This window comes from Paracoccus sp. J55 (assembly GCF_000513975.1).
Classification (GTDB): Bacteria; Pseudomonadota; Alphaproteobacteria; order Rhodobacterales; family Rhodobacteraceae; genus Paracoccus.
This window is the reverse complement of sequence record NZ_AZVA01000006.1, coordinates 44,563-59,937: the sequence shown is the minus strand read 5'-3', so window position 1 is coordinate 59,937 and position 15,375 is coordinate 44,563. Positions and strand designations below refer to the sequence as shown.

Genomic DNA, 15,375 nt, shown 5'->3' with positions numbered 1-15,375 from the left:
ATTATAATATATTATACGGAAAGGGCTTGATCGCAAACCGCAAGGCAACGCCCGCTCTTATAATCCTATCAAATTACTGAACCTGTCGATGGACGAGAAAGGCGCTCTGCAAGGAGCGCCTTATCGTTATTCCTTGCCGCACAGATCAACCGTTAAATTTCTCTTCAATTTATAAACTGTTAACGGATTGCCGTTAACACTCTGTTAACCCACGGCTGGCCATGGTGCACGGACAACATCCACCACCGAAAAAGGGCTTCCCATGACTGCGCAATTCCACGATGGCCATCACCCCGGTCATGGAGGGGGCGGCACAGCCGGCTCGGAATACACCATCGATTCACGCAACGGCGGCGCTAAGCACGGCCACGGAACCGACGGGGATGACACGTTTTTTGTCAGGACGGATGGCCAGACCAAAAATCAGATTCATATCCATGCGGAGGGCGGAAACGATACCTTCCGGCTCGATATGGGCGTGATCGGATCGCGCTTCATTCAGCACGGGCATCATATTTTCGCCGAAGCGGGGCGTGATCGGTTTTTCTTCGACAACCTTGCCAATATGAAGGGAACGGTGGTCGGCAGGCTGGACGATTTTGACGGGAGCTCGGATGAGATCTGGATCGCCAACCAGCGGCTCGATCTGCATAATCCTGGCGCCATTACCGGTTTCGACGTGTCCATTGTCAGCTATCTTGGACAACAATGGCTGCAAATTTTCAATCAGCAGGGCGGACGTGCCTTATACGCCCTCGAGGGCGCGCGGCAGGTCAAGAATGCCAACGGGATGTGGCAGGATGAGGAGCATTTCCTGACCTGGGACCATGTCCTTCCCGATGTGCTTCCGGTTGTTCGCTATGAGAACCCGGTGAACTTCCTTCCAACGCATATGACCTCGCAATTCAATCCGGCGCGCATCGTTTCCATATCTGCAAGCTTGTCCGAGAATTTGAATCTTCAGGGCGGAATTGCCAATGAACTGATCGTCGCTCAACGCGGGCACGACCTGATCAATGGCGGCGCCGGAAACGACTATATCCGGGCCCATATGGGCAACGACACCGTCTATGGCGGCGACGGCAACGACCTGATCGAGGGCGACAAGGGCTTTGACCTGATATTCGGCGGCCCTGGGCATGACACAATCTCGGGCGGGTCCGATGCGGATACCCTGCACGGAGGAGACGGGCACGATCTCATCTTCGGGGGATCCGAGAATGACATCATCTTCGGCGGCAATGGCAATGACCGGCTGCACGGCGGCCCTGGCGACGATACGGTCAGAGGCGAGGCGGGCAATGATCTGATCCATGGCAACAGCGGCAAGGACTTCCTTTCCGGAGGCGCCGGAGACGATACCATTTTTGCCGGCGCCGGAAATGATTACGTCGAAGGCGGCAACGGTCTGGACGAACTGCACGGCGGCGATGGCGCCGACACCATCTACGGCAATCTCGGCAACGATTCGATTTTTGGCGGCGCCGGCAACGACCTCATCCACGCGGGGGATGGCAACGACTTCGCCCGCGGCGGCATAGGGGACGACACGATCTACGGCGGCGCCGGCGCGGATCTTCTGCTCGGCCTGGAAGGCAATGATCTTCTCCAGGGCGGTCCTGGAAGGGATTCGCTGCATGGTGGCATGGGCAATGACGTGCTTTACGGCGGCGCCGACAGCGACATCCTGTTCGGCATCCAGGGGAACGACACGCTGCGCGGTGGCGACGGCGATGACAACCTGACCGGCGGCCTGGGAAAGGACTGGCTGTATGGCGGTGCCGGCGCGGACAGTTTCATCTTCAGGGATGTGCTCGACTCTGCAGCAGGCGCCGAGCGCGACCTGATCATGGATTTCAATCGCGCCGAGGGGGATGTGATCGACCTGCGGCTGATCGATGCAAACAGCGCCGCAGCCGGCGATCACGCCTTCACGTTCATCGGTGACCGGGGGTTCAGCAACACCGCCGGCCAACTCCGATATGAGGCGCAAGGGGCCAATCTCGTCATTTACGGCGATGTCAATGGCGACGGAAGGGCCGACTTCTCGGTGCAGGTCAACGGCCTGTCGTCGATATCCGCCGACGACTTCCTGCTGTGATGCCTGACCGCACCGGTGAACCGATTTCCGTTTTCGGTTTCCCTGGCCTGAGCGGATGCTAGTTCCGAACCACGGGTGGTGCGGGCCCCGACCATTGGCTCCGGTTCCGGCGGCTCTCGCAGCCGGGCAATCAGGCGGGCCGGTGGCGGCAGTGGCGCCGCCCAGCCAGCGAGCCTGCGGAAGATTTCGCCGTTGAGCTTCGTCGCTCTGCATCGAAGCTCCTCGGGTGCAGCCCGGTCCGCACGGGCAGCCCGGCCGGGGAACCATCGCCCCCACGCCGCGTTCCGCCTTCGACCAGAAAGGGAGAGAACAAAAATGAAGGGCATCATCGCCTGGCTTCTTGGCGTTCCGATCTTCGTGATCATCCTGCTGTACCTGACCGGCATCTTCTGACCGGGGCCAGGCTCGACTGTGCATGATGCGCCCGGAGCCTGTCTCCGGGCGTTTTCCTTGTCGGCGCCGCATGGCTGGACGCCCCGGAACCGCAAGGCTAAGCATGGGCGCCCGACACGATCTGGAGCCGCCCCGAATGACCGAGATTTTGCTGATGCTTGCCGCCGGCTTTCTGGGCGGAATGCTGAACGCCGTCGCCGGCGGCGGCACCTTCATCACCTTTCCTGCCCTGGTCGCCAGCGGCGTGCCGGTGGTCTCGGCCAATGCCACCAGCACGGTCGCGGCCCTGCCGGGCTACCTGTCCGCCGCCCTGGGTTTCCGCAACGAGATCGCGCAGATCGATCGCGCTCTGGTGCTGCGGCTGACCTTCTGGACGCTGGTCGGCGGCATCGTCGGCTCCTGCCTGCTGCTGGTCTCGTCGAACCAGGCCTTTGCGTTGCTGGTGCCCTTCCTGCTGCTGGCGGCGACCTCGGTCTTCATCTGGGGCGCGCAGGTGCGGGAATGGGCGGCGCAGCACCGCAACGCGGTCGCGCCCTTCGGCGCCGGGACCATGGTGCCGGTCGCGATCTACGGCGGCTATTTCAACGGCGGGCTAGGCATCGTCCTGCTGGCGCTCTTCGCGCTTTGGGGCATGACCCAGCTGAACCAGATGAACGGGCTGAAGAACTGGCTGTCCTTCGCGCTGTCGGTGATCTCCTTCGCGATCTTCGCCGCGGGCGGGCAGGTCGCCTGGTGGCCGGCGGCGGTGATGAGCCTCGGAACCATCCTCGGCGGCTATCTGGGCGCCCCGGTGGCGCGGCGCATCCCTGTCCACGCGTTGCGGGCATTGATCGCGGCCATCGGCTTTGGCATGACGGCGCTGTTCCTCTGGCGGCTCTTCTGACGCCAGCCCAACCCGAAAGGATTTTCCATGTCCGAAATCAAGCGCATCGAGACCGGCCCCCGCATGAGCCAGGCGGTCATCCATAACGGCACCGTCTACCTGGCGGGCCAGGTCGGCAAGCCCGGCGAATCGGTGACCGGGCAGACCCGCGCGGTTCTGGCCCAAGTCGACCGGCTGCTGGCGGAATGCGGCTCGGACAAGACCCGCATCCTCTCGGCCCAGATCTGGCTGGCCGACATGGCCGATTTCGCCGAGATGAACGCCGTCTGGGACGCCTGGGTCGCGCCCGGCCACGCCCCCGCCCGCGCCACCGGCGAATCGGCGCTGGCGACGCCCGACTACAAGGTCGAGATCATCGTGGTCGCGGCGCAGAACTGATCGCCGCCATGACCGAACGCGCGGCGCGCAGGCCGGGAGGCTCGCCGCCGCGCCCCAGCCGCTGCATGGTCAGCGCCATGGCGGCCAGTTGCACGGCCCGCTCCTCGGGATCCTCGACCAGCCGATAAAGCGCCTGCGACATCGGCCCCGGCTGGCAGTTGCGGCCAAGATATTCCGGCACCGCGCGGGTCTCGCTGACCAGGTTGACCAGCGTCACCGTGTCGGTCCTCAGTAACAGCCCGATGATCAGCCGGCTGAGCGGCGCCACGTCATAGCCGATCACCATGGGCACGTCGTTGGCGGCCAGATCCAGGCTGACCGTGCCCGATGCCGCCAGCGCCAGATCGGCCGCGGCAAAGGCCGCGCGCCTCTCCTCGGGCCGCTCGACCACCACCGGCGCGGTCGGCCAGCGCCGCGCCATCTCGCGCACCAGCACCGAGACGCCGCGCACGGTCGGGATCACCACGCGAATCTCGGGCACCCGGTCACGCAGCCGGATCAGCGCCTCGTCGAAGCGCGGGCCCAGCCGCCCCACTTCGGTCCGGCGCGAGCCCGGCAGGCACAAGACCAGCGGCGCATCCGGCGCGATGCCGTTCGCGGCACGAAACGCCGCCGCCTCGGCCTCGCCCGCCACCGGCTCGGCGACGATGGGATGGCCGACGAAATCGCAACTCATGCCGGCGGCCTGCATCAGCGGCGGCTCGAAGGGCAGGATCGCCAGCACATGGTCGATGACCTCGGCCATCTTCCCGGCCCGCCCCGGCCGCCAGGCCCAGACCGAGGGCGCGACGTAATGGATGGTGCGCAGATCCGGGGCCAGCGCCCGCGCCTGACGCGCCACGCGCAGGCAGAAATCCGGGCTGTCGATGGTGACCAGCGCGTCGGGCCGGGCCTCGGCGACGGCACGGGCGGTCTCGGCGATGCGGGCCTTCAGCGCGCGGTATTTCGGCAGCACCTCCCAGATGCCCATGAGGCTCAGCTCTTCCATCGGGAAACGGCTCTCGAGGCCCTGCGCCGCCATGGCGGGGCCGCCCACACCCAGGAACTCGGCCGCTGGATCGAGACTTTTCAGCCCCGCCATCAGGGCACCGCCCAGGTTGTCGCCCGAGGGCTCGCCGGCGATCAGGAAGAATTTCATCGCGCCGCTCCGCTTGCCATGCCCCGACATGGGTATTTGAAAAACAGAGAAGCGATCCGGACTTCTTCGTGCCCCACATACCCTCCTGCCGCTTTCGCGTCACTGTCACTTGAGTATTTGGAAACGGTGAAGCAAGCCACTTTCACCGTTTCCCAAATACTCATGTCACCCGCGCGCCCAGAGAAACAGCCCCGCGGCTTCGGCGCGACGCATTGCCTCGGCTCGTTCCAGCAGGATAACGCTGCCCGCCTCCCAGGCGATCCCGGCCAGCCCGGCCCCGGCGGCCTGGGTGACGGTATCGGGGCCGATGGTCGGCAGGTCGATGCGCCGGTCCTGGCCGGGCTTGGGCGCCTTGTAGAGCACGCCGCCCGGCCCTTTCGGGTCGGGTTTCAGCCCGGCATGCAGGCGGGCGAATTCCAGCATCGCCTGGGTGCCCGGCAGCGCCTCGACGGCAAGGCAGAGCCCCTGCGCCACCACGGCGCCCTGGCCGATGTCGAGCGCGCCGAGGCCGGCGACGATCTCGGCGGCGCGGGCGGCATCCTTCTGGTCGCGCGGGCTCGGCTCGCCCGCCAGAACACCTTCCCCCGGCACCAGATCGGGAAGGATCTGGTCTACAGAACAAATGGATATGCCGGCCTCCTCGAAGACGTCCAGGACCGCACGCAGCGCCGCGTCGTCGCCGGACTGCATCCCCATCAGGATGCGCGGCACGATGGTCAGGGTGCGGGGGTCGAAAAGCTCGGGCTCGATCTTCGGGCGGCGGATGGCGCCGGCGAAGACCGCCTGCGTCACGCCCTGGTCGGCCAGCTCGTCCAGGAAGGGCACCAGCCGTTCCAGGCGGAAGGGCTTCGCCTCGAGCTGCGGTTTCAGGTTGTCCAGCGCATAGACCAGCGGCTGGTCCAGCGCGGCAGCGATGGCGGGGGCAAGGCGGCCCTCGCCGGCGATCAGGGCGATGCGGCTCATGGATGGGGCGCCAGGAAGCTGCGGTCCGAGGGGCCGAGGATGAAGTCCAGCACCTCGCGCACCATCGGCCCGTTCTCGGCCTCGGCCAGATGCCGGGCGGTGTCGCGGAAACTGCCCCGGCCCAGCTGCGCCAGCATGTCGCGCAGTGCGTGGATCTCCTCGCGCGAGGCGCCGCGGCGCTTCAGTCCCACCAGGTTCAGCCCGTCCAGGTGGCCGCGCGGCCCCTGCACCAGGCCGAAGGGGATCACGTCGGCCGTCACCATGGTCACCGCGCCGATCATCGCGCCGCGGCCGATGCGCACCCATTGGTGCACGCCGGACAGGCCGCCGACGATCACGTCGTCCTCGAGCACGCAATGGCCGGCCACCGAGGCGTTGTTGACCAGGATCACCCGGTCGCCGATCCGGCAGTCATGCGCGACATGGCTGCCCGCCATGAAAAGGCCGTCGTCGCCGATGCGGGTGACGCTGCCGCCGCCCTCGGTGCCGGGGTTCATGGTGACATATTCGCGGATGCGGTTGCGGGCGCCGATCTCCAGCCGGGTGCGCTCGCCGCGGAACTTCAGGTCCTGCGGCACCTCGCCCAGCGAGGCGAAGGGGAAGACCACGGTTTCGTCGCCGATCGCGGTCTCGCCCGCCACCACGACATGGGATTTCAGCACCACGCCCCGGCCGAGGACGACCTCGGGGCCGAGGACGCAGAACGGGCCGATCTCGCATCCCTCGCCGATCTTCGCGGCGGGGTCCACGACGGCCGAGGGATGGACGCGGGTTTCAGCCATTGTCGCCACGGTTCAGCATGGCCATGACCTCGGCCTCGGCGGCGAGTTGGCCGTTGACCATGGCGCGGCCCTCGAATTTCCAGATCTTGCCGCCGCCGCGCAGGGTCTTCATGTGCAGTTCCAGCACGTCGCCCGGCACCACCTTCTGGCGGAAGCGGCATTTGTCGATGGACATGAAATAGGTGCCCATCCCCTTGCCGGCGAGGTCCAGCGTCACCCCCACCAGCACCGCCGCGGCCTGGGCCATGGCCTCGATGATCAGCACGCCGGGCATCACCGGCTCCTGCGGGAAATGCCCTTCGAAATGCGGCTCGTTCGAGGTCACGTTCTTGACCCCGACGCAGCTTTCGCCCGGCACGATGTCGCGGACCCGGTCCACCAGCAGGAAGGGATAGCGATGCGGCAGGATGCGCTTGATCATCGCCAGATCGACTTCGGTCGGCGGGATATAGGCGGTCTGGTCATCGTTCGGGGCGGCGGCCATGCGATCCTCTTGGAATGTTTTCATTTGCCTAGCAACGGCGCGCGATCTTGGCAAGTTTCGCGGCGTCAGCCCCCTGCGGCCGTCCGGCGCCCGCGGCCTTCCGACAGCCAGCCCGCCAGCGCCAGCCCGGCGATCAGCGCGAGCCAAGCCCAGCCGGGCAACAGTGGGCGATGCGTCATGCCGCTGACCGAGGCCGCCTCGCGCGGGGTGATGGCGATCCACGGACCGCCGACGCCCTGCCCATGCGCCGGCCGGCCCTCGCGCACCGTGCGCAGGCCGGGCATGCCGTCCGAAAGCCGCAGCACAGCCCCCTGCGTCGCCTCGGCCAGCGGTCCGAGAACCGCGCCCGAGGCCACGGTTTCCTCGAATTCGCGCGGCGCGGCGGGGCCAAGCGCCAGGACGCGGGTGATATCGCCATCCGCCAGCCGGTAAAGCCCCGGTCCCGGCGCCGTCCAGCGCGCGGTGAAGCGGCCCGGCCCGGCCTCGGCCAGCGCGACCTCCTCGGTCTCGCCGTCGGGGCGGGTGATGCGGACCGGGCCGGCGGTCACGTTCATGGTGCGGCGGGTGATGGTCACCGTCAGGTCGCCGCCGACATCGGCCAGCAAGGCCTCTTCCTCCAGCTCCGGCTCCTGCATCGACCAATGGGCGATGCGGCGCAGCAGCTCCAGCTGCGGCCCGCCGCCCTCGAAGCCGCGGCCCCAGAGCCAGACCTGATCCGAGGTCAGCATCGCCACCCGCCCCTCGCCCACGCGGCTAAGCAGCAGCAGCGGCTCGTCCCGCGCGCCGCTCAGCACCACCTGGGCGCGCGGATCAGGGATCACCTGCGACATGCGCAGCCAGCGGCCCCAATGGCTTTCCGAACCCTCGGCCGGGGCGCCGGGCAGGCCGGCCGTGACCGGGTGGCGCTGGCCCTCCTCGGTCAGGCGCGGCAGATAGGGCTCGTCATAGACCCGGCCGGTGGGGCGCGCGGGCAGGATCGCGCCCAGGGGCGACAGGTTCAGGCTCTCCACCGAGGACATCTCGGGGCCCGCCGAGACCAGGATGGCGCCGCCCTCTTCGACATAGCGGCGGATATTGTCGTAATATTGCGGCAGCAGGATGCCGCGCACCCGGTAGCGGTCGAAGATGATCAGGTCGAAATCCCGGATCCGCTCCATGAACAGCTCCTGGGTCGGAAAGGCGATCAGCGACATCTCGTCGACCGGGACCCCGTCCATCTTGTCCGGCGGCCGCAGGATGGTGAAATGGATCAGGTCCACATTCGCATCCGATTTCAACAGGTTGCGCCAGGTTCTTTCCCCTGCGTGCGGCGCGCCCGAGACCAGCAGCACCCGCAGCCGGTCGCGCACGCCCTGGATCTGCACGGCGGCCGAGTTGTTGCGGTCGGTCAGTTCCGGCACCTCGGACTCGGGCGCGTCGAATGCGATCGAGACCACGTTCTGCCCGGCATGCTTCGGCACCACCGGCAGGTCCAGCGCCACGCCGGGCGGCAGGTCGAGCGCGCGCATCTCCTCTCCGTCCAGCAGGATGCGAAGCCGGGCCGGGGTCTGCGCCACCTCGGGCGGAACCGCGCCCTGGTCCTCGACGCGCAGGCGGATGGTGACGGGCTTGCCGATCAGCCCGTAGGCCGGGGCCTCCTCGATCACCAGCCGGCGATCCCAGTCGCCCGCTTGCCCGGTCAGCAGCACATGCACCGGCGCCGGGGCCGAGGCCGGGACCATCGGCGCGTCATGGGCCAGCCCGTCGGTGACGGCGATCACGCCGGCGACTCGGGTCTGCGGCTCGGCGGCCAGAGCCCGGGTCAGCGCGGTGCCGATCTGGGTGCCGTCCGGGTCGTCGGCCACGGTCACGCGGCGGATCTCGGTATCGGGCAGCGCCGAAAGCTGGCGGGTCAGTTCCTCGACCGCCGCGTCAGTCTGTTCGCCGCGGCCCGGCAGCGCCTGGCTGGCGCTGCGGTCGTCCAGCAGGATGACGATGTCCGACAGCTTGCTGCGGATGCCCGATTCCAGCGCCGGCCCGGCCAGGGCGGCCGCGGCCGCCAGCCCGGCGATCCCGCGCCAGGCCCAGCCGCGCAAGCCCCGCCACAGCGACCACAAGGCCACCAGCAGCGCCAGCACGGCCAGCGCCGCGACCAAGGGCCAGGGCAGCAGCGGATCGAAGGTCAGGCCGCTCATTGCACGACCTCCTCCTGCCGCAGCCGCTCCAGCAGGGCGGGCACATGCACCTGGTCGGATTTGTAGTTCCCGGTCAGCACATACATGATCAGGTTGACGCCGAAGCGATAGGCCATCTCGCGCTGGCGTTCGCCCTCGAAGCCCGAGCCGATGCTGAACATGGGCAGGCCGTTCTCATTCACCGCCCAGGCCTCGGCCCAGGCATTGCCGCCGATGACGACCGGAGAGACGCCGTCGTTGAGGTTGCGGAAAGGCACGCCCTCGGCCGCCTCGGCACCGGCGGGGGGCGCTTCGGCCCAGACCTCGCGGCCCTGATAGCGGCCGGGAAAATCCCCGAGCAGGTAATAGCTGCGGGTCAGGACGTGATCGGAGGGGATGGGCGCCAGCGGCGGGATGTCCAGCGGCGCGGCCAGCGCCTGCAGCGCCGCGCCGCCATCCGGTCCGCCCAGCCCGGCAATATCGCCGTCCCGGGTGTCGAACAGGATCATCCCGCCCGAGCGCAGGAAATGGTTCAGCCGCACATAGGCCTGCGGCGAGGGCGGCGCCTGCGCCTCGGTCACCGGCCAATAGAGAAAGGTCAGCAGCGACAGATCGTCCTGCTCGGGGTCGATGCCGATGGGCTCGCCCGGCTCGACGGTGGTGCGGGCGGTCAGCACCTGCGACAGGCCGCGCAGGCCCGCCTCCGTGGCGGCATCGACCTCGGCATCGCCGGTGACGATATAGGCCAGCGCGACCTCGTCGGCGGCACGCACCAGCCGGGGATCGGGGTCGTCCTGCGCCCAGAGGGCGGTGGCCCAGAGCAGCGCGGCAAGGATTGCAGGCCATCTCATGCCAGCGCCCCCCGCCTGCCGCGCGCCAGCCAGGCGCTGCCCAGCGCGTCCAGCGCCAGAAGTGCTGCGGCCAGCGCGATCAGCCAGCCGCGCAGGTCCAGCCCCGGCGCCTGCGCCGCGCGCTCGATACGGGCGCCGGGCCAGTCGGCAGGCGCGATCGGCCCGCCGGCGTTCAGCGCCGCCATGCGCTCGCCGCCGCGGTAAAGCCCGGCGGGCGCGCCGGGCGCCGGGCCGCGCGCGAAATCGGCGGCAGCGACCGGCGCCGGATCCTGCGGCTCGGTCGGGTGGCCGAAGCCGTCCAGCACCAGTTCGGGCAGCCAGAAGGGCTGTTCGGCACGGTCGGCCCCGGGCGCGGCGGCGCTGGCCCGCGCGCTGCGCACCAGCCGGTCCAGCATCTCGACGAACAGGCCCGAAATCGCCAGGTTCGACCATTCCGCGTTCGCCGTGGTGTGAAACAGGACCAGCTGCCCCTGTCCCAGCGGCGCGCGGGTGACCAGCGGCGTGCCGTCCGAAAGCTGGGCGATGGTGCGGTCCGCAAGATCGGGCGAAGGCTCGGCCAGCAATTGGGCGCGCACCGTCGCGTCGCCCCGCACCGAAAGCCCGGCAAAGGGTCCGTCGGCGGCAAAGGGCGCGACGGTGCGCGGATCGCCCCAGCTCAGCGCGCCGCCGATATCGCGCCCGCCGGCGCGCAGGCGCACGGGCAAGAGCGGTTCCTCGCTCAGCCGCTCGGAAGCCGCCATGCGCGGGCCGGAAAAGCGGATCAGCAGCCCGCCCTGCTCGACCCAGTCGCGCAAGCCCTGGGTCTCGGCCAGCCCGAACTGGTCGGCCAGCACGATCACGTCGGGCGAGGCTTGCAATACGTCGCCCAGCCCGCCCTCGATCAGGTCGGTGGTCGGGCCCAGCGCCCGGCGCAGGTAATGCAGGGGCGAAAGCAGCCGCTGGCCTTCGCTGGCGCGGTCGTCGCCGACCAGCGCCACCTTGCGCCGGCGCAAGGAGTCATCGGCCAGCACCACCGCCCCGGCCGAGGCATTACCCTCGACCTCGAAGCGGGTGATGCGATTGCGCAGCTCCGAAGGCAGAGCGATGGGCACCAGCCGGCTGGTCACGCCCTGATCCTCCGCTTCCTCGCCGGGCTGCAGCCGCGCCAGCTCGCGCGGGGTGCCCTGCGGATCGAGGCCGATGGCCAGCACCTCGGACGTGGCGGCCCCGGTCGAACGCAGCCGCAGCGCCGGCTGGTCGCCCGGCACCAGCTCCAGCGACTGGCGGGGTCCCTGCGGCGGCACCACAGTGACGCTGCCGCGCCCGGACAGCGCCGACAGCCATTCCACCCGGCCGGGATGGTCCAGCCCGTCGCTGAGCCACAGCACCGACAGGGTGCCGGGCGCGCCGGCCAGCACCGCCTCGGGATCCGAGGGGTAGCGCGTCTCCCACGCCGCGGGGCGCAAGGCGCGCAGTTGCGCGGCAAGCTCGGTCGCGGGCAGGAAGGGCAGCGCGCCCTCGGCCCGGCCGTCGCCCACCAGCAGCGCCGCCGGCCGGCCCTCCGCCCCCGCCTGGTCCAGCGCGCGCAGGGCGCGGGCCTGGCGCTGCGGCCAATCGGGCGCGGCGGCCCAGCCGGCATCCATCACGATCAGCAGGGGGCCCTGCCCGCCCTGGTCCGGCGAGGGCTTCCACACCGGGCCGGCAAAGCCCAGGATCAGCGCCGCGATCGCCAGAACCCGCAGCAGAAGCAGCCACCAGGGCGTGTGCCGCGCCACCGGATGCGGATCCTTGAGCCCCAGAAGCAGCCGCGTGCCGGGAAACCGCACCAGCTTCGGCGAGGGCGGCATGGCGCGCAGGATCAGCCACAGCACCGGCAGCGCCGCCAGCGCCGCGAGAATCCAGGGCGTCAGGAAGCCGATGGGACCGATCAGCAGCATCAGCCCTCCAGCACCGACCAGAGCCAGAGCAGCGCCTGCGAGGGCGGTGCCCCGGTATCGTGCATGCCGAAATGCCAGCCCGCCGTGGCGGCGGCGCGCGACAGCACCTCGCGCCGCTCGGCCAGCCGCGCCAGATAGGCCGTGCGCAGCCCGCCCGCGTCGCGCGTGTCGTGGCGCAGCGCGCCCGAGGCCGAACGGAACAGCACCGCCCCCCGCCAGGGAAAGCCGTCCTCGTCGGGATCCAGCACCTGCATCAGCACACCCTGCACCCCCAGGCCGGCGGCGCGGGCAAGGTAGTCCAGAACCGGCTGCGGATCGCCCAGGAAATCGTCGAACAGAACGATCCGCTGGCCGGGACGCAGGGCCTCGGCCGGGGGGGCGTCCTCGTCGCGGTCCAGCGCCGGGCGGGCGACCAGCGCCTCGGCCAGGCGCTCGGCCTGCAGGCGGCCGGGGCGCGGCGGCTGGCCTGCCAGCGCCACGCGCTCGCCCCCGGCCAGCAGCGCCATGGCCAGCGCCAGCGCCAGCAGCTCGGCGCGGTCGCGCTTGGCTGGCCGGTCCGCGCCGCCGGCGTAATCCATGCCCGCCGCGGCCGAGACCCAGATCGCCGCCGATTGCGCCACCTGCGCCTCGCGGTCGCGGACGAATTGCGCATCCGACCGCGCCGAGCGGCGCCAGTCGATGCTGCGTGCCGTGTCGCCCGCCGTGGCGGGGCGGTATTGCCAGAAATCCTCGCCCATGCCGGCACGGCGCTGGCCATGCGCCCCCGGCACCAGCGCCGCCGCCAGCCGCTCGGCCGACAGCATCAGCGCCGGCAAGGCGGCCGAGGCAGCCTCGGCCCGGGCGCGAAGCTGATCGGCCGCGGGTCTCACGCCGCCGCCCGCATCCGGTCGTCGAGCAGGCGCGCGATAACCCCCTCGATGGTCTCGCCGCGGGCGCGGGCGGCGAAGCTCAGCGCCATGCGGTGACGCAGCACCGGGGCGGCCATGGCTTCGACGTCGTCCAGCGTCGGCGCAAAGCGGCCGTTCAGCGCGGCGCGGGCGCGCGTGACCAGGGTCAGCGCCTGCGCGGCGCGCGGCCCCGGCCCCCAGACCAGGGTGTCGGCCATCCAGCCCGGCGCCTCGGGCGCGCCGGGCCGTGCCGCCCGCACCAGGTCGAGGATCGCGTTCAGCACCGTCTCGCCCACCGGCATGCGCCGGATCAGCGCCTGCGCCGCGACCAGCCCCGCCGCGTCGAAAACGGCATGCGCCTGGCCCTGTTCGGTCCCGGTCGTCGCCAGCAGGATGGCGCGCTCGGTGTCGCGGTCGGGATAGTCCACGTCGATCTGCAGAAGGAAACGGTCCAGCTGCGCCTCGGGCAGCGGATAGGTGCCCTCCTGCTCGATCGGGTTCTGGGTGGCAAGGACGTGGAAGGGCCGGCCCAGCGGGCGATGCTCGCCGCCGATGGTGACCTCGCCCTCCTGCATGGCCTGCAGCAGCGCGGATTGCGTGCGCGGGCTGGCGCGGTTGATCTCGTCGGCCATCAGAAGCTGGGTAAAGACCGGCCCCTCGATGAAGCGAAAGGCGCGGGTGCCGTCGGGCCGGATGTCCAGCACCTCGGAGCCCAGGATGTCGGCCGGCATCAGGTCGGGGGTGAACTGGATGCGCGCGGTATCGAGGCCCAGCACGGTGGCCAGCGTATCGACCAGCATGGTCTTGCCCAGGCCCGGCTGGCCGACCAGCAGCGCATGCCCCCCCGACAGGATCGCGGCCAGAACCTGCTCGACCACGGCATGCTGGCCGACGAAGCGGTGCTCGACACTGGCGCGGGCCTGCGCCAGACGGTCGGTCAGCGTCAGGACTTCGGAAACCAGTTTCTCATTCTCGGCCATGACAACGCCCCGTTTCTGTTCTAGGACAACATAAAGGCAGGGGTGACGGGGTCCACAGGGAATGGAGGAAAAGACTGACAATGCCGTGAGCGATGCGGCCGGAATCGCCGCCGCGGCCAGCCGCGCCTCGAAAAAGGGGCCGCCGCCGGTGCATCTTTGGAATCCGCCCTTCTGCGGCGATCTGGACATGGAAATCCGCGCCGACGGCAGCTGGTTCTACAACGGCACCCCCATTGGCCGGCCGGAAATGGTGCGGCTCTTCGCCTCGATCCTGAAGCGCGAGGGTAACGATTACTTTCTGGTCACCCCGGTTGAAAAGGTCGGCATCCGCGTGGTCGATGCGCCCTTCATCGCCGTGGACGCCGAAATCGGCGAGACCATCGTCTTTACCACCAATGTGGGCGACCGGGTGACGGCCGGCCCCGGGCATGCGATCGAGCTGCGCGGGACGGCCGAGGAACCCCGTCCCTATGTCCATATCCGCCGCGGTCTTTGGGCGCTGATCGACCGCAAGACATTCTACCGACTGGCCGATGCGGCTATGCCCGGCGAAAACGGGCGTATGGAAGTGCGATCGGGAGGGACGGCCTTTCCTCTGGAGCCCTGATCATGGCGCGATTCGCCGCCAATCTGACCTATCTGTTCACCGAACTGCCCATGCTGCAACGCTTCGCCGCCGCAAGGCGGGCGGGCTTTCACGGGGTCGAGATCCTGTTTCCCTATGATCTCGCGGTCAAGGAGCTGGCCCAGGCCGCGCAGGTGGCGGGGGTGGAGTTCGTGCTGATGAACACGCCGCCGCCGAACTGGGCCGGCGGCCCGCGCGGCTTCGCCGCCGAGCCGGGCAACGAGACCCGGTTTCGCAGCGACTTCGACCGCGCCCTGCGCTTTGCCAAGGCGCTGGGGGTGCAGCACCTGCACGTGATGGCCGGCAAGGCCGAAGGGCCCGAGGCGCGGCGCAGCTTCGTCGAGAACCTGAAATGGGCCTGCCGCCGGGCGCCGCGCGCCAGCCTGACCATCGAGCCGATGAACCGCACTGACATGCCGGGCTATTACCTCGACAGTTTCGACCTCGCGGCCGAGATCATCGATGCCGTCGGCGGGGCCAATCTGGGGCTGCAATTCGACGCCTACCAGGCGCAGATGATCCATGGCGACGCGCTGGCGGTCTGGGAACGCCATGCCGCCCGCGTGCGGCATATCCAGATCGCCGGCTGTCCCGGACGGCACGAGCCGCGCCAGGGCGATATCGACTTCGCCGAATTGCTGCGCGCCGTCGACGGCGCGGGCTATCGGGGCTGGGTCGGGGCGGAATACACCCCCCGCACCTCGACCGAGGCCGGGTTGCGCTGGCTGCGCTCGGCTTAAGATCGGGGCGGGCGTATTCAGGCGCGATCCGCCCGGGGTGACGGGACGGGGGCGCTTGATCGCCGCCGCCGCCGCGGCGCCGAAGCCGGACAAGCGCCGCA

13 protein-coding genes and 1 pseudogene are annotated in these 15,375 nt (G+C 69.4%); 6 read left to right on the top strand and 8 right to left on the bottom strand.

Annotated elements, in window-relative coordinates; translation table 11 throughout:
• Positions 1-262: 262 nt before the first annotated feature.
• From PARJ55_RS22955 to PARJ55_RS0107745, 4 genes are all read left to right on the top strand, one after another.
• Complete coding sequence (locus PARJ55_RS22955) at positions 263-2,101, top strand: calcium-binding protein (RefSeq protein ID WP_051416185.1); 1,839 nt, start codon at positions 263-265, stop codon at positions 2,099-2,101.
• 192 nt (positions 2,102-2,293) lie between these two features.
• Positions 2,294-2,494: a hypothetical protein gene (locus tag PARJ55_RS23905; protein WP_156929448.1), complete on the top strand. Its 201-nt coding sequence runs from the start codon at positions 2,294-2,296 to the stop codon at positions 2,492-2,494.
• 136 nt (positions 2,495-2,630) lie between these two features.
• Positions 2,631-3,377: a sulfite exporter TauE/SafE family protein gene (locus PARJ55_RS0107750; protein ID WP_028712518.1), complete on the top strand. Its 747-nt coding sequence runs from the start codon at positions 2,631-2,633 to the stop codon at positions 3,375-3,377.
• A gap of 27 nt (positions 3,378-3,404) precedes the next feature.
• Positions 3,405-3,755 carry a RidA family protein gene (locus PARJ55_RS0107745; RefSeq protein WP_028712517.1) on the top strand — a complete coding sequence of 117 codons (351 nt, stop codon included), beginning with the start codon at positions 3,405-3,407 and terminating at the stop codon, positions 3,753-3,755.
• Here PARJ55_RS0107745 and lpxB read toward each other — a convergent pair.
• From lpxB to PARJ55_RS0107705, 8 genes and pseudogenes are all read right to left on the bottom strand, one after another.
• Entirely contained in the window at positions 3,730-4,893 is a 1,164-nt protein-coding gene (gene lpxB / locus PARJ55_RS0107740; RefSeq protein ID WP_028712516.1) for a lipid-A-disaccharide synthase, read from the bottom strand. The two genes, PARJ55_RS0107745 and lpxB, sit on opposite strands and share 26 nt — an antisense overlap.
• A gap of 165 nt (positions 4,894-5,058) precedes the next feature.
• Positions 5,059-5,856, bottom strand: a complete 798-nt coding sequence (locus tag PARJ55_RS0107735; RefSeq protein WP_028712515.1) for an LpxI family protein — start codon at positions 5,854-5,856, stop codon at positions 5,059-5,061.
• Entirely contained in the window at positions 5,853-6,638 is a 786-nt protein-coding gene (gene lpxA, locus PARJ55_RS0107730; RefSeq protein ID WP_028712514.1) for an acyl-ACP--UDP-N-acetylglucosamine O-acyltransferase, read from the bottom strand. The genes PARJ55_RS0107735 and lpxA overlap by 4 nt, the downstream gene beginning before the upstream one ends.
• Positions 6,631-7,122: a 3-hydroxyacyl-ACP dehydratase FabZ gene (fabZ, locus tag PARJ55_RS0107725; RefSeq protein ID WP_051416184.1), complete on the bottom strand. Its 492-nt coding sequence runs from the start codon at positions 7,120-7,122 to the stop codon at positions 6,631-6,633. Before fabZ ends, lpxA begins: the two co-directional genes overlap by 8 nt.
• A gap of 65 nt (positions 7,123-7,187) precedes the next feature.
• A complete protein-coding gene (locus PARJ55_RS0107720) occupies positions 7,188-9,296 on the bottom strand; it encodes a membrane protein (protein ID WP_028712512.1) in 2,109 nt (702 codons plus the stop codon).
• A pseudogene (locus PARJ55_RS21600) lies at positions 9,293-12,042 on the bottom strand (DUF4159 domain-containing protein). Before PARJ55_RS21600 ends, PARJ55_RS0107720 begins: the two are co-directional and overlap by 4 nt.
• A complete protein-coding gene (locus tag PARJ55_RS0107710) occupies positions 12,042-12,911 on the bottom strand; it encodes a DUF58 domain-containing protein (RefSeq protein ID WP_028712511.1) in 870 nt (289 codons plus the stop codon). Before PARJ55_RS0107710 ends, PARJ55_RS21600 begins: the two are co-directional and overlap by 1 nt.
• Positions 12,908-13,909, bottom strand: a complete 1,002-nt coding sequence (locus PARJ55_RS0107705; protein WP_028712510.1) for a MoxR family ATPase — start codon at positions 13,907-13,909, stop codon at positions 12,908-12,910. Before PARJ55_RS0107705 ends, PARJ55_RS0107710 begins: the two co-directional genes overlap by 4 nt.
• Before the next feature lie 61 nt (positions 13,910-13,970).
• Here PARJ55_RS0107705 and PARJ55_RS0107700 point away from each other — a divergent pair, with 61 nt between their 5' ends.
• Positions 13,971-14,516, top strand: coding sequence for a DUF1285 domain-containing protein (locus PARJ55_RS0107700; RefSeq protein ID WP_028712509.1), 546 nt, complete (start codon positions 13,971-13,973; stop codon positions 14,514-14,516).
• Between the two features lie 2 nt (positions 14,517-14,518).
• Positions 14,519-15,274, top strand: a complete 756-nt coding sequence (locus tag PARJ55_RS0107695; RefSeq protein WP_028712508.1) for a hydroxypyruvate isomerase family protein — start codon at positions 14,519-14,521, stop codon at positions 15,272-15,274.
• Positions 15,275-15,375 lie beyond the last annotated feature (101 nt).